The sequence below is a fragment of the Catenovulum agarivorans YM01 genome, assembly GCF_000281085.1.
In the GTDB taxonomy this organism is placed as follows: Bacteria; Pseudomonadota; Gammaproteobacteria; order Enterobacterales; family Alteromonadaceae; genus Catenovulum; species Catenovulum agarivorans.
Genome location: NZ_AJWM01000101.1, coordinates 1 through 15,413, shown reverse-complemented (window position 1 = coordinate 15,413; position 15,413 = coordinate 1). Strand labels below are relative to the sequence as shown.

Annotated in this window: 11 protein-coding genes and 1 tRNA gene; all 12 read right to left on the bottom strand. The window is 41.5% G+C overall.

Annotated elements, in window-relative coordinates:
• Positions 1-100: 100 nt before the first annotated feature.
• The 12 genes from fusA to WSC_RS0102245 all read right to left on the bottom strand — a co-directional run bounded on the left by fusA (position 101) and on the right by WSC_RS0102245 (position 15,285).
• Entirely contained in the window at positions 101-2,200 is a 2,100-nt protein-coding gene (fusA, locus tag WSC_RS0102300) for an elongation factor G (protein WP_016954297.1), read from the bottom strand.
• Between the two features lie 27 nt (positions 2,201-2,227).
• On the bottom strand, positions 2,228-2,698 hold the full coding sequence (rpsG, locus tag WSC_RS0102295; protein WP_026016621.1) for a 30S ribosomal protein S7: 471 nt from the start codon (positions 2,696-2,698) through the stop codon (positions 2,228-2,230).
• Between the two features lie 77 nt (positions 2,699-2,775).
• Positions 2,776-3,150, bottom strand: coding sequence for a 30S ribosomal protein S12 (gene rpsL / locus WSC_RS0102290; RefSeq protein ID WP_016954295.1), 375 nt, complete (start codon positions 3,148-3,150; stop codon positions 2,776-2,778).
• A gap of 154 nt (positions 3,151-3,304) precedes the next feature.
• Positions 3,305-7,522 (bottom strand): DNA-directed RNA polymerase subunit beta', encoded by a 4,218-nt coding sequence (rpoC, locus tag WSC_RS0102285; RefSeq protein ID WP_016954294.1) that lies wholly within the window; start codon positions 7,520-7,522, stop codon positions 3,305-3,307.
• 72 nt (positions 7,523-7,594) lie between these two features.
• Positions 7,595-11,623 (bottom strand): DNA-directed RNA polymerase subunit beta, encoded by a 4,029-nt coding sequence (gene rpoB / locus WSC_RS0102280; RefSeq protein ID WP_016954293.1) that lies wholly within the window; start codon positions 11,621-11,623, stop codon positions 7,595-7,597.
• A 176-nt stretch (positions 11,624-11,799) separates the two neighbouring features.
• Positions 11,800-12,168, bottom strand: coding sequence for a 50S ribosomal protein L7/L12 (rplL, locus tag WSC_RS0102275; protein ID WP_016954292.1), 369 nt, complete (start codon positions 12,166-12,168; stop codon positions 11,800-11,802).
• 58 nt (positions 12,169-12,226) lie between these two features.
• Positions 12,227-12,718 carry a 50S ribosomal protein L10 gene (gene rplJ / locus WSC_RS0102270; RefSeq protein WP_016954291.1) on the bottom strand — a complete coding sequence of 164 codons (492 nt, stop codon included), beginning with the start codon at positions 12,716-12,718 and terminating at the stop codon, positions 12,227-12,229.
• 263 nt (positions 12,719-12,981) lie between these two features.
• Positions 12,982-13,686, bottom strand: coding sequence for a 50S ribosomal protein L1 (rplA, locus tag WSC_RS0102265; RefSeq protein WP_016954290.1), 705 nt, complete (start codon positions 13,684-13,686; stop codon positions 12,982-12,984).
• 3 nt (positions 13,687-13,689) lie between these two features.
• Positions 13,690-14,118, bottom strand: coding sequence for a 50S ribosomal protein L11 (rplK, locus tag WSC_RS0102260; RefSeq protein ID WP_016954289.1), 429 nt, complete (start codon positions 14,116-14,118; stop codon positions 13,690-13,692).
• Between the two features lie 100 nt (positions 14,119-14,218).
• Positions 14,219-14,761: a transcription termination/antitermination protein NusG gene (nusG, locus tag WSC_RS0102255; protein WP_016954288.1), complete on the bottom strand. Its 543-nt coding sequence runs from the start codon at positions 14,759-14,761 to the stop codon at positions 14,219-14,221.
• A 3-nt stretch (positions 14,762-14,764) separates the two neighbouring features.
• Positions 14,765-15,145: a preprotein translocase subunit SecE gene (gene secE / locus WSC_RS0102250; protein WP_016954287.1), complete on the bottom strand. Its 381-nt coding sequence runs from the start codon at positions 15,143-15,145 to the stop codon at positions 14,765-14,767.
• 63 nt (positions 15,146-15,208) lie between these two features.
• Positions 15,209-15,285 (bottom strand) — tRNA-Trp (locus WSC_RS0102245).
• Positions 15,286-15,413 lie beyond the last annotated feature (128 nt).

The window sequence follows — 15,413 nt, the reverse complement described above, 5'->3', positions numbered from 1 at the left end:
TGTACCTACGTTAACATGCGGTTTAGTACGTTCAAATTTTGCTTTAGCCACTTTCAATTACCTTTTTATTTGAGACTTCTGTAGAAGTCCTTCCTAACAATTAAAAATTACGTGATTCAATGATTTGATCAGTTACATTTTTCGGAGCTTCACTGTAATTCAGGAACTCCATCGAGTAAGACGCTCGACCTTGAGTTTGTGAACGCAAATCAGTAGCGTAACCAAACATCTCAGCCAATGGAACCTTAGCTCGAACAATTTTAATACCGCCAGGGCCGTCTTCCATACCGTCAATCATACCGCGACGACGGTTAAGGTCACCCACAACATCTCCCATAAAATCTTCAGGAGTGGTTACTTCAACCTTCATAGTCGGTTCAAGTAATACTGGGTTTGCCTGTGCGGCACCTTTTTTAAAGCCCATAGACCCAGCAATTTTAAACGCCATTTCGTTAGAGTCAACATCATGGTACGAACCATCGAATAATGTAACTTTAACGTCAAGAACAGGATAACCGGCTAATACACCCGATTTCATTTGTTCTTCTATGCCTTTACCAACTGCAGGTATATATTCTTTCGGAATAACACCACCGACGATAGCGTTTTCGAATTTATATCCAGCGCCTTCTTCATTCGGTTCAATTTTCAACCAAACATGACCGTATTGACCACGACCACCTGATTGACGAACGAACTTACCTTCAACTTCAACTGCGGAACGGATAGTTTCACGATAAGCAACCTGAGGTTTACCTACGTTTGCTTCAACTTTGAACTCGCGTCTCATACGATCAACGATAATATCTAAGTGAAGTTCACCCATACCAGAGATGATAGTTTGACCAGATTCTTCGTCTGTTTCAACACGGAATGAAGGATCTTCTGCTGCAAGTTTGCCTAAAGCTATGCCCATTTTTTCTTGGTCAGCTTTTGTTTTCGGCTCAACTGCTACAGCAATAACCGGCTCTGGGAATTCCATACGCTCTAACGTAATAACGTGATCTGAGTCACACAAAGTATCACCCGTTGTCACGTCTTTCAGACCAATCGCAGCTGCAATATCACCAGCACGAACTTCTTTAATTTCTTCACGCTTATTAGAGTGCATTTGCACTATACGTCCAAAACGCTCTTTTTTCGCTTTAACTGGGTTATACACGGCATCGCCTGAATTAACCACACCAGAATAAACACGGAAGAAAGTTAAAGTCCCAACAAATGGGTCGGTTGCGATTTTAAATGCTAATGCAGCGAATGGCTCGTCATCACAAGAATGTCGTTCACCCTCTGATTCGTCTTCATTAATACCCTTAATAGCAGGCACATCTGTAGGTGAAGGCATAAACTCAATCACTGCATCTAATACAGCTTGAACACCTTTGTTTTTAAACGCAGAGCCACAAGTACATAAAACAATTTCATTGTTTAACGTACGTTTACGCAACGCTTGTTTAATTTCACCTTCTGATAACGGCTCACCTTCAAGGTATTTTTCCATCAAGTCTTCTGAAGCTTCAGCTGCAGCTTCTACCATTTTTTCGCGATATTCTTCTGCTTCATCTAACATGTCTGCAGGAATATCTTCATAGGTAAAAGTCATACCTTGGTCAGCTTCGTTCCAGTTGATGTATTTCATCTTGATTAGATCGATAACCCCAGTGAAGTGATCTTCAGCACCAACAGGTAACTGAATAGGCACTGGCACTGCGTTTAATCTATCTTCAATTTGATTTACAACGGCAAGGAAATCTGCACCAGCACGATCCATCTTATTAACAAAGACCATACGCGGAACATGATATTTATTCGCTTGACGCCATACTGTTTCCGACTGAGGTTGAACACCAGATGAAGCACAAAATACCACCACAGCACCATCTAATACACGTAAAGAACGCTCAACTTCAATGGTGAAGTCAACGTGTCCAGGGGTATCAATAATGTTTACACGGTGTTCTTCGAACTGTGCATCCATACCACGCCAAAACGTGGTAGTGGCTGCAGAGGTGATAGTAATACCACGCTCTTGTTCTTGCTCCATCCAGTCCATAGTTGCGGCACCATCGTGCACCTCACCTATTTTGTGAGATAAACCAGTATAAAATAACACACGTTCTGTCGTTGTCGTTTTACCAGCATCTACGTGAGCACAGATACCGATATTACGATAACGCTCAATAGGAGTTTTGCGAGCCACAATATATATCCTCTTAGATTGGACTGATTACCAACGATAATGAGCGAATGCTTTGTTGGCTTCTGCCATGCGGTGAACGTCTTCACGCTTCTTAACGGCAGTACCTTTGTTTTCTGCTGCGTCTACAATTTCTGCGGCTAGACGCTGTGCCATAGATTTTTCACCACGCTTACGAGCAGCTTCTACTAACCAACGCATACCTAATGTATTACGACGAACTGGACGTACTTCTACTGGAACTTGGTAGGTTGAACCACCAACACGACGAGATTTAACCTCTACAGAAGGACGAACGTTATCTAACGCAGCTTCAAATACATCTAAATGCTCTTTAGTTGATTTGTCAGCAGCGATGTCTAATGCACCGTATACGATTTTTTCTGCGATTGATTTTTTGCCGTCTAACATAACGACATTAACGAATTTTGCTAATAGTTCACTATGGAACTTAGGATCTGGTAGGATTTTACGTTGACCTACGACTCTTCTTCTTGGCATTGTATTGCTCCAATTTTTCAGGGATTACCCAAAACTAATTAATTTACTTGCTTGGCCTTACTCTTATCGGAGAACCGTTAAGCCTTAGGTCTCTTAGCACCGTACTTAGAACGGCCTTGGCGACGTTTAGTAACACCTGCACAGTCCAAAGAACCGCGAACAGTGTGATAACGCACACCTGGTAAATCTTTAACACGACCACCACGAATAAGAACAACACTGTGCTCTTGTAAGTTATGGCCTTCACCACCGATGTATGAAGTTACTTCAAAACCGTTGGTTAAACGAACACGACATACTTTACGTAATGCTGAGTTTGGTTTTTTAGGTGTAGTCGTGTAAACACGAGTACATACACCACGACGCTGTGGGCAAGCTTCTAAAGCAGGAACGTTACTTTTAACGACCTGTTTTACACGAGGCTTACGCACGAGCTGGTTAATAGTTGCCATTAACTGCTCCTAACAATAAATAAGCGTTTAAAAATGAAAAATCCGCGCCCCTATTTCTAGAGGCCGCGGAATTTTAATGTTCAAGGAATGAACTGTCAATGAAAACCCGAAATCTTGCCGACATTTAGCCGCATTCGGGTTAAATCATTAAACTTTATTCTGTATCATTGTTGAAATCAGCGTTAAGCGCATCGGTTAATGCACGTTCTGCTTCATCAGCCGTTACTGAAGTATCAACAACTGGCTCTAACGCATTGTTACGTTTAGCTTGACGTTTTTGGTGATACGCAAAACCAGTACCAGCTGGAATTAAGCGACCAACAATTACGTTTTCTTTCAAGCCACGTAAGTCGTCGTTTTTACCACTTACTGCTGCTTCAGTTAATACACGTGTCGTTTCTTGGAACGACGCTGCTGAAATAAATGATTCAGTTGAAAGTGATGCTTTAGTGATACCTAATAATTGGTATTCGTACTTAGCACCTTCTTTACCTTGTTCAACCATTTCACGGTTAGCGATATTTACCACAGCTACTTCAGCTGTTTCACCAGCTAAGAACTGAGTGTCGCCACTTTGAGTGATTTCGCACTTACGTAACATTTGACGAACGATAACTTCGATATGTTTATCATTAATTTTTACACCTTGTAAACGATAAACTTCTTGTACTTCATTCACTATGTAGTTACATACGTCTTGAATACCTCGTAAACGTAAAATGTCGTGCGGAGACTCAGGACCATCCGCAATTACCTCACCACGTTCAACTTGTTCACCTTCAAACACGTTTAATTGACGCCATTTAGGGATCATCTCTTCGTGTTGAACACCAGCTTCAGCCGTGATAATTAATCGACGTTTACCTTTAGTTTCTTTACCGAAAGAAACTGTACCTGAAATTTCCGCAAGAATTGCTGGATCTTTCGGCTTACGTGCTTCAAACAAGTCAGCTACGCGAGGTAGACCACCCGTGATATCACGTGTTTTTGAACTTTCTTGTGGAATACGTGCTAGTGCATCACCTGAGTGAACCATAGTGCCGTCTTCAAGGTTAATTAACGCACTACCAGGTAAGAAGTATTGAGCAGGCATATCAGTACCACTCATGTTAACCGCTTGACCTTTTTCATCTACTAGACGAATCGCTGGACGCATTTCTTTACCCGCACCGGTACGATCTTTAGGATCGATAACCACTATGCTAGATAGACCAGTTAATTCGTCTGTTTGACGAGTAATAGTTACACCATCAACCATGTCAGCAAACTGAACTTTACCCACTACCTCAGTGATAATTGGGTGAGTATGCGGGTCCCAGTTAGCGATTGTATCGCCAGCTGTAACTGCATCACCGTCAGCTTTGTTTAATACTGCACCGTAAGGAATTTTGTATCTTTCTTTTTGGCGACCTTGTTCGTCGATTACGGTTAATTCACTTGAACGCGAAGTAATAACGATATTGCCATCAGCATTGGTTACAAATTTAGCTTTTGCTAATTTGATTGAACCATCAGTTTTTACTTGAACGCTGTTTTCAGCCGATGCTCTAGATGCCGCACCACCGATGTGGAAGGTACGCATGGTTAACTGTGTACCAGGCTCACCGATTGACTGTGCTGCAATAACACCAACCGCTTCACCTTGGTTAATAATATGACCACGTGCTAAATCACGGCCATAACAGTTACTACAAACACCATAGTCATTGTTACAAGTAATTACTGAACGAACTTTTACTTCGTCAACCGAATTAACTTCTAATAAGTCACACAAGCCTTCATCAATCATCACATTACGTGCAATCAATACATCGCCATCAGGACCTATTACGTCTTCAGCTACAACACGACCCAATACACGTTCACGAAGTGGTTCTACAACATCACCACCTTCGATTAACGGACGCATCCAAGTACCGTTTTCAGTACCACAGTCTACACCCATAACAACCATGTCTTGTGCAACGTCTACTAAACGACGCGTCAAGTAACCAGAGTTAGCTGTTTTAAGTGCCGTATCGGCCAAACCTTTACGCGCACCATGCGTTGAAATAAAGTACTGTAGTACGTTTAGACCTTCGCGGAAGTTCGCGATAATTGGTGTTTCGATGATTGAACCGTCCGGTTTGGCCATCAAACCACGCATACCAGCTAACTGACGAATCTGCGCCGGGCTACCACGAGCACCAGAGTCAGCCATCATATAGATAGAGTTAAAGCTAGCTTGCTCTTCTTCTTCGCCTTTAGCATTGATAACAGTATCTTTAGATAAGTTATCCATCATAGACTTAGCTACACGTTCGTTAGCAGAAGACCAAATATCGATAATTTTGTTGTATTTCTCACCAGCAGTAACAAGACCGGTTTGGAACTGCTCTTGAATTTCACTAACTTCTGCTTCAGCTTCATCAACAATTGCTTTTTTCGCTTCAGGGATAACCATGTCATCAATACCAACAGAAGCACCTGAAAGCATTGCGTAATGGAAACCTGTATACATAATTTGGTCAGCAAAAATTACTGTGTCTTTCAAACCTAATTGACGGTATGAAGTATTCAACAAACGTGAAATCTGCTTCTTACCCATAGCTTGGTTAATAATGTCGAACGGCATACCTTTAGGTAAAATTAACGACAATATTGCACGACCAGCTGTTGTATCAATGATTGAAGTTGTTGTTACTTCTTCACCATTGTCATCGAATAAAGTTTGGGTTAAACGCACTTTTACACGGGTGTGAAGTTCAACAGCACCAGTACGGTATGCTTTTTCAGCTTCTTTAGCATCTTTAAATACAGTACCTTCACCTTTACCGTTAATCTTGTCACGCGTCATATAGTACAAACCTAATACAACGTCTTGTGAAGGAACGATAATCGGCTCACCATTTGCTGGTGATAAGATATTGTTGGTAGACATCATTAACGCACGCGCTTCTAATTGCGCTTCTAACGTTAATGGTACGTGTACCGCCATTTGGTCACCGTCGAAGTCAGCGTTATACGCCGCACAAACTAACGGATGTAAATGGATTGCTTTACCTTCAATTAATACAGGTTCAAATGCTTGAATACCTAATCTATGAAGTGTAGGTGCACGGTTTAATAATACTGGATGTTCACGAATTACTTCGTCTAATACGTCCCAAACCTCTGGCGCTTCGCGCTCTACTAATTTCTTAGCAGCTTTAATAGTTGTCGCTAAACCACGAAGTTCTAATTTACCGTAGATGAAAGGCTTGAATAATTCCAATGCCATTTTTTTCGGTAAACCACATTGATGTAAACGTAAAGTAGGACCAACTGTAATTACAGAACGGCCTGAGTAGTCAACACGTTTACCCAATAAGTTTTGACGGAAACGACCTTGTTTACCTTTGATCATGTCAGCCAAAGATTTTAACGGACGTTTGTTAGAACCAGTAATAGCACGACCACGACGACCATTATCTAATAATGCGTCTACTGCTTCTTGTAACATACGTTTTTCATTACGTACGATAATGTCAGGTGCAGCTAGGTCTAATAAACGTTTCAAACGGTTATTACGGTTAATAACACGACGATATAAATCGTTTAGATCTGAAGTTGCAAAACGACCACCGTCCAAAGGTACTAATGGACGTAAATCTGGTGGAAGAACTGGTAACACAGTCATGATCATCCAAATCGGATCATTGCCTGACTGATGGAAAGCTTCCATTAACTTCAAACGTTTAGTGATTTTTTTACGTTTAGTTTCAGAGTTAGTTTCTGGTAACTCTTCACGCATTTCTTTGATTTGTTGAGCTAAATCGATATGACGTAATAAATCTAAGATAGCCTCAGCACCCATCTTAGCTTCAAACTCATCACCGTACTCTTCTAATGCGTCTAAATAATCTTCTTCATTTAATAACTGGCTGCGCTCTAACGAAGTCATGCCAGGCTCAGTTACTACGAATGATTCAAAGTACAATACACGCTCAATATCACGTAATGTCATATCTAACATTAAACCGATACGAGACGGTAAAGATTTTAAGAACCAAATATGTGCAACTGGGCTTGCTAATTCAATGTGACCCATGCGCTCACGACGCACTTTAGTTAACGTAACTTCAACGCCACATTTTTCACAAATAACACCACGGTGCTTAAGACGTTTGTATTTACCACACAAACATTCGTAATCTTTTACAGGACCAAAAATACGCGCACAGAACAAACCGTCTCTTTCAGGTTTGAAAGTACGGTAGTTGATAGTTTCTGGTTTTTTAACTTCACCAAAAGACCATGAACGGATCATGTCTGGTGACGCTAAACCAATCTTGATACTGTCAAATTCTTCAGTTTTATTCTGCTGCTTGAGAAACTTCAGTAAGTCTTTCACGCTGATTCTCCACTCGGAGTTAAAATCCTAAGCAGCGGTTTACACCGCTGCTCTCGCCTTAGCCGTCGAAGTTTATTCTTCTTCCAACTCTATATTGATACCCAATGAACGGATTTCTTTCAACAATACGTTGAACGACTCAGGCATGCCTGGTTCCATTTTATGGTTACCATCTACGATGTTCTTATACATCTTAGTACGACCGTTAACGTCATCCGACTTAACCGTCAACATTTCTTGTAACGTGTAAGATGCACCGTAAGCTTCTAGTGCCCACACTTCCATCTCACCGAAACGCTGACCACCGAATTGAGCTTTACCGCCCAATGGTTGTTGCGTAACAAGACTATAAGAACCAGTTGAACGTGCATGCATTTTGTCATCAACCAAGTGATTCAATTTCAGCATGTACATGTAACCAACAGTTACTTTACGCTCAAATGGGTTGCCAGTACGGCCATCGTATAACTGAATTTGACCACTTGTTGGTAATCCAGCTAAAGTAAGAAGTTGTTTAATTTCAGCCTCTTTCGCACCATCAAATACAGGTGTTGCAACTGGTAAACCAGCTTTCAAGTGGCTAGCTAAACGACGAACTTCTTCATCGCTAAAGCTTGCGATGTCAACATTTTGCTGACCACCACCAACGTTATAAACTTCTTGTAAATAATTACGTAACTCGTGCAATTCACGTTGCTCAGCTAAAAGCTCATTGATCTTACGACCAATACCACGTGCAGCTGCACCTAAGTGAGTTTCTAAGATCTGCCCCACGTTCATACGTGATGGTACACCCAATGGGTTAAGTACTATGTCAACAGCTTCGCCATTTTCATCGTACGGCATATCTTCAATTGGAAGAATTGTCGAGATAACACCTTTGTTACCGTGACGACCCGCCATCTTATCACCAGGTTGAATTTGACGCTTAACCGCAAGGTATACTTTAACAATTTTAAGTACGCCAGGCGCTAGGTCATCACCTTGAGTGATCTTGCGACGTTTTTCTTCTAATTTTTTATCAAATTCAGCGCGAGTCTCTTCGTATTGCTCAGCAATTTGCTCAAGCTCTTCTTGAAGTTCTTCTTCAGCTAAACTTTGTTTGAACCACTTAGCTCTGTCTAATGAATCTAATACAGATTCTGCGATGCCTGCTCTTAGTAATAAAGCACGCGCACGAGCGAAGATGTCATCTTCTAAAATCTTCATTTCAGTTGAAAGGTCTTTCTTAACCTCAGCAACTTGCATCTGTTCAATTTCTTTCGCACGTTGGTCTTTTTCAACACCATCACGCGTGAATACTTGAACATCAATTACTGTACCACTAACACTGTTTGGTACACGTAGTGAGCTGTCTTTAACATCTGATGCTTTTTCACCGAAGATAGCTCTTAGGAGCTTCTCTTCTGGGGTTAATTGGGTTTCACCTTTAGGTGTTACTTTACCTACTAAGATGTCACCACCTTTAACTTCAGCACCGATATAAACAACACCAGATTCATCAAGCTTAGATAACGCAGATTCACCAACATTAGGAATATCAGAAGTAATTTCTTCTGGACCTAATTTAGTATCACGTGCGATACAGCTTAATTCTTGAATATGGATTGTGGTAAATCTGTCTTCGTCAACTACACGCTCAGAAACTAGGATTGAATCCTCAAAGTTATAACCATTCCAAGGCATGAAGGCGATACGCATGTTTTGACCTAATGCCAACTCACCTAAGTCAGTTGAAGGGCCATCAGCCAATACGTCACCACGCACCACAGGCACACCCATTTCTACAGTTGGGCGTTGGTTAATACAAGTATTCTGGTTAGAACGTGTGTATTTAGTTAAGTTGTAGATATCAATACCAGCTTCACCAGGAACTGTTTCTGATTCGTTAACTTTAACTACGATACGGCCAGCATCAACATAGTCGATAACACCACCACGTTTAGCAACAACAGTTACACCTGAATCGATTGCTACTGTTTTTTCAACACCAGTACCAACTAACGGCTTATCCGCACGTAATGTAGGTACAGCTTGACGTTGCATGTTCGAACCCATTAATGCACGGTTAGCATCATCGTGTTCTAAGAACGGAATCAATGAAGCAGCAACAGATACGATTTGTTGTGGTGACACGTCCATATAACGAACGTCTTCAGAATTCATTAAAGTAAATTCGTTTTTGTAACGACAGTTTACCAATTCATCAGTTAAACGACCGTTTTCATCCGTCGCAGCACTTGCCTGCGCGATTACGTGGTTGCCTTCTTCAATCGCTGACAAGTATTCAATCTCGTCAGTTACTTGGCCATCAACAACTTTGCGGTAAGGCGTTTCTAAGAAACCAAAATCATTAGTACGCGCATAGCTTGCTAATGAGTTGATCAAACCGATGTTTGGACCTTCAGGCGTTTCGATTGGACATAAACGACCATAGTGAGTTGGATGTACGTCACGTACTTCAAAGCCCGCGCGCTCACGAGTTAAACCACCTGGACCTAATGCAGAAATACGACGTTTGTGCGTAACTTCTGACAATGGGTTATTTTGGTCCATAAACTGTGATAATTGGCTTGAACCGAAATATTCTTTAACCGCAGCAGAAATTGGCTTAGCGTTGATTAAATCTTGTGGTGTTAAGTTTTCTAAATCACCTAAGCTTAAACGCTCTTTCACTGCACGTTCAACACGAACTAAACCAACACGGAATTGGTTTTCAGCCATTTCACCAACACTACGGATACGACGGTTACCTAAGTGGTCGATATCATCCACTTCGCCTTTACCATCACGAATGTCGATCAAGGTTTTCATTACATCAGTAATGTCTTGATTTGAAAGTGTACCTTCACCAACTAATTCTTCGCGTTGAACACGACGGTTAAACTTCATACGACCTACGCTTGATAAGTCATAACGCTCGTCGTTGAAGAATAGGTTTTCGAATAATGCTTCAGCAGCTTCGCGTGTTGGTGGCTCACCAGGACGCATCATACGGTAAATTTCAACTAATGCTTCTAAGCGATTCGTTGTTGAGTCTACACGCAAGGTTTCTGAAATATATGAACCGTGATCTAAATCGTTAATATAAAGCGTTTCTAATGATTTATGACCTGCTTTACTTAACTCAGCTAAAAGCTCTAGAGTTAATTCAGAGTTTGCTTCTGCGATCACTTCGCCTGTTGATTCATCAATGTAAGATTTTTTCAAAATCTTACCGATTAAGTATTCAACTGGAACTTCTAATTCGGTAATGTCAGCTTTAGCTAGTTGGCGAATGTGACGCGCAGTAATACGGCGACCTTTTTCAACTAACACTTCACCGTCAGCACCAACAATATCAAATGCTGCGGTTTCACCAAGCAAACGCTCAGGTACTAATTGCATTAAGCAGCTAGCATCTTTAATGTCAAAAGTTACGGTTTCAAAGAATAAATCTAAGATTTGTTCTGCAGTATAATCTAATGCACGTAAGATAATGGTCGCTGGTAATTTACGACGACGGTCAATACGCACAAATAAGTTATCTTTTGGATCGAATTCAAAATCCAACCATGAACCACGGTAAGGGATAACGCGCGCGTTATATAACACTTTACCTGAAGAGTGTGTTTTACCTTTATCGTGGTCAAAGAATACACCTGGCGATCTGTGTAATTGAGATACGATTACCCGCTCTGTACCATTGATAACGAAAGTACCGTTATCTGTCATCAGAGGGATTTCACCCATATATACTTCTTGTTCTTTGATGTCTTTAATCGTACCAGCCGGTGCTTCTTTATCGTATAAAACAAGTCTGAGTTTTACGCGTAATGGCGCAGAGTAGGTGACCCCTCTGACTTGACATTCTTTAACATCAAATACGGGTTCGCCCAAGTGGTAACTAACATACTGTAATTCAGCGCTACCAGAATAACTAACGATAGGGAATACAGAACGGAAAGCAGCTTCCAGACCGTATTGACCATCTGGGTCTGCATCTATAAATTTTCGGAAAGAGTCTAACTGGATGGAAAGTAAGTACGGTACATCCAGAACCTGTGGACGCTTACCAAAATCCTTACGAATGCGTTTCTTTTCGGTATAAGAATAAGCCATGGGGTTCCTCAGCTTGCTGATTCGATGATTTAACAGTTATACGGACTGTTAAAACCTATAATCAAAATCGACTTTTGGTGAGCTTATTTAGCGCAAAGCTCTATAGCGCAAAAAGGCCGGTGCTTTTAAAGCACCAGCCCTTGCCCGTTAAGGCGAATAAACTGTTAGATAACAGCTTATTTAACTTCAACTTCAGCACCAGCTTCTTCAAGTGCTTTCTTAAGTTCTTCAGCTTCTTCTTTAGAAACAGCTTCTTTGATTGGAGCTGGAGCGCCGTCAACCAAACCTTTAGCTTCTTTAAGACCTAAGCCAGTTGCGCCACGTACTGCTTTGATAACAGCAACTTTGTTAGCGCCAGCAGCTTTAAGAATTACGTTGAATTCTGTTTGCTCTTCAGCAGCTTCACCAGCACCAGCTGGGCCAGCAACTACAGCTGCAGCTGCAGATACGCCGAATTTTTCTTCCATTGCAGAAACTAATTCTACAACATCCATTACAGACATTTCTGCAATAGCTTCAATGATTTGGTCTTTAGTGATAGACATAATCTCTAATCCTAATAAATAATTTTTAAACTAATGTAAATTCAAGCCGCACTTAAAATTAAGCAGCTTGTTCTTTTTGATCGCGAATAGCTGCAATTGTACGAACAAGTTTGCCAGCCGCTGCTTCTTTCATGCAGCTCATCAACTTCGCCAAACCTTCTTCGTAAGTTGGCAATGATGCTAAAACTTCTACGTCAGCAACTGCACCTTCAAACGCAGCACCTTTGATTTCGAACGCTTTGTTCGATTTAGCAAAATCTTTTAAAATACGAGCTGCCGCACCTGGGTGCTCGTTAGAAAATGCAATCAAAGTTGGACCAACGAATAGTTCTGTTAAACATTCGTAGTCAGTGCCTTCTACCGCGCGACGTGCTAATGTATTACGAACAACTTGAAGTTGAACGCCTGCTTCACGAGCTTGCTTACGCAAAGTCGTCATAGCATCTACAGTAACACCACGAGAGTCAGCAACAACTGCAGAAAGTGCACCTTTGGCAGCTTCGTTGACTTGAGCGACAATTTCTTTTTTGCCTGCGAGTCCTAATGCCATTAGTGTAACTCCTGGATATCCTAGATAAAATCTAGATTAAAATAACCCCAAAACAACAATGCCTTGGGCGTGATTTACGGATTAGGTCCAGAAGAGGATTAAATCTTCGAGGTTCCTTCACCGTCTACGTAGGATAATTAAGTCTTTCAGTAAGTTACTGGTTAACCCCTACGGTCTTGGACGTGAGCCTTACGGCACGACCTTAAATTTGGCCGCGAAGTTTAACCAAACTTCGCGGCCAAGTAAAGCTTTTAGTGTAACTATTAAGCAGTTACAGTTGTCAAGCTAGCTTGATCAACTTGTAAACCAGCGCCCATAGTCGTAGATAAGCTAACTTTAGCTATGTACTGACCTTTAGCTTGTGCTGGTTTAGCTTTTTTCAATGCGATGATTAAAGCTTCTAAATTTTCTTTCAACTGAGCTTCGCTGAAATCAGCTTTACCTATAGTTGAATGAACGATACCGTTCTTGTCGTTGCGGTAACGAACCTGACCAGCTTTAGCATTTTTAACAGCATCAGCAACGTTAGGTGTTACAGTACCAGTTTTAGGGTTAGGCATTAAACCACGTGGACCTAAGATAGTACCTAATTGACCAACAACACGCATTGCATCAGGAGAAGCAACAACAACGTCAAAGTCTAATTCACCTTTTTTAACTTGCTCAGCTAAATCTTCCATACCTACGATGTCAGCACCAGCTTCTTTAGCAGCTTCTGCATTAGCACCTTGAGTGAATACAGCAACACGAACTGAACGACCAGTACCGTGTGGTAATACTGTAGCACCACGTACGTTTTGATCAGATTTACGAGCATCGATACCAAGGTTTACAGCAACGTCTACGCTTTCAACGAATTTTGCAGTCGCAAATTCTTTTAATAAAGCAACAGCTTCGTTGATTTCGTATTGTTTAGTAACGTCTACTTTTTCGCGGATAGCGCGAGCTTTTTTACTTAATTTAGCCATTGATTAGCCCTCCACCACTAAGCCCATGCTGCGCGCAGAGCCAGCAATTGTATTTACAGCTGCGTCTAAGTCAGCAGCAGTTAAGTCAGGCTCTTTAGCTTTTGCGATTTCTTCTAATTGAGCACGGGTAACTTTACCAACTTTGTCAACGTGCGGCTTAGCAGAACCACTCTTGATGCCTGCAGCTTTTTTCAATAAGAAAGAAGCAGGTGGAGTTTTAGTTTCGAACGTAAAAGAACGGTCGTTATAAACTGTAATAACAACAGGAACTGGAGAGCCTTTTTCTAAGCTTTCTGTTTTTGCATTAAACGCTTTACAGAATTCCATGATGTTTACACCTTGTGCACCCAAAGCTGGGCCCACTGGTGGACTTGGGTTAGCCATGCCAGCTGCAACTTGCAACTTAACTAGGGCTTGTACTTTTTTAGCCATTTTAATTACCTCAATAGTAGGGTCGAACGCCTAGTAAATGCGAGGACATTTACTTTACGGCTTCCCAATAAAAATCAGGGCGCGGATTATAGGTTAATCCTTAGCCTTTTTCAACCTGTGAGAATTCTAGTTCAACTGGTGTTGAACGACCGAATATCAATACAGAAACTTTTAAGCGGCTCTTTTCGTAATCCACTTCTTCAACAACACCGTTGAAGTCGGCGAATGGGCCTTCAGTAACACGAACAACTTCACCAGGCTCGAACAATGTTTTCGGACGCGGCTTGTCGTGTGACTCTTGTAATCTATTTAAAATTGCTTGCGCTTCTTTATCAGAAATAGGTGCAGGGCGATCACTTGTACCACCAATGAAGCCTAATACACGCGGGGTATTTTTAACTAAATGCCATGACTCATCGTTCATGATCATTTGTACTAATACATAACCTGGGAAGAATTTGCGCTCACTTTTACGCTTTTGGCCAGCACGCATTTCGACAACTTCTTCAGTTGGCACTAATATTTCGCCAAAGAACTCTTCCATTTGGTTTAATGCAATATGCTCTTTTAAAGTTGTTGCAACACGGCCTTCATATCCAGAAAAGGCTTGAACTACATACCAACGTAATTTAGGTTCTGCCATAGTTTATAACCCCAATCCAGTTAAAAATGATACAGCACGTACCATAATGCCATCTAAGCCCCACAAGATAAGTGCCATGATGACAGTTGCAACTAATACAATTGCAGTTGTACGCCATGCTTCATCACGTGTTGGCCAAATCACTTTACGAACTTCAGTGCGTGACTCTTTTGCAAAATCAATTGCATCACGACCTTTGCCCGTTTGTGCGGCAATTAAACCAGCTACCACTACAGCACCAACTACAGCAATAGCACGCCACAACACTGAAACTTGTTCAGTGTATAAATAGTTACCGACAACAGCGGCACTTAGGATTGCAAAAGTTAAGATCCACTTAACAGGGTCTAAACGAGATCCTTGATTTTCTGCTTCAACGCTCATACGTAAAAACCTTTTCCGGGTTTACAGACAAAAACGCCCCGCATAGCGAGGTACTAAAAATATTGGCAGGGGCGGAGGGACTCGAACCCCCAACCATCGGTTTTGGAGACCGCTGTTCTACCAATTGGAACTACACCCCTAAACAATTTTTTCAAAACACAAAAGCCCCTTAGCGGGGCTTTTGGTCAAAACTATCAATTATCTTAAGCGATAATTTTAGCTACAACGCCAGCACCAACGGTACGACCACCTTCACGGATTGCGAAGC

Excerpts from the sequence above, each read along its gene's own strand:
- rpsG (WP_026016621.1), bottom strand. The coding sequence starts at position 2,698 with ATGCCAAGAAGAAGAGTCGTAGGTCAACGTAAAATCCTACCAGATCCT.
- rpsL (WP_016954295.1), bottom strand. The coding sequence starts at position 3,150 with ATGGCAACTATTAACCAGCTCGTGCGTAAGCCTCGTGTAAAACAGGTC.
- rpoB (WP_016954293.1), bottom strand. The coding sequence starts at position 11,623 with ATGGCTTATTCTTATACCGAAAAGAAACGCATTCGTAAGGATTTTGGT.
- rplL (WP_016954292.1), bottom strand. The coding sequence starts at position 12,168 with ATGTCTATCACTAAAGACCAAATCATTGAAGCTATTGCAGAAATGTCT.
- rplJ (WP_016954291.1), bottom strand. The coding sequence starts at position 12,718 with ATGGCATTAGGACTCGCAGGCAAAAAAGAAATTGTCGCTCAAGTCAAC.
- rplA (WP_016954290.1), bottom strand. The coding sequence starts at position 13,686 with ATGGCTAAATTAAGTAAAAAAGCTCGCGCTATCCGCGAAAAAGTAGAC.
- rplK (WP_016954289.1), bottom strand. The coding sequence starts at position 14,118 with ATGGCTAAAAAAGTACAAGCCCTAGTTAAGTTGCAAGTTGCAGCTGGC.
- nusG (WP_016954288.1), bottom strand. The coding sequence starts at position 14,761 with ATGGCAGAACCTAAATTACGTTGGTATGTAGTTCAAGCCTTTTCTGGA.
- secE (WP_016954287.1), bottom strand. The coding sequence starts at position 15,145 with ATGAGCGTTGAAGCAGAAAATCAAGGATCTCGTTTAGACCCTGTTAAG.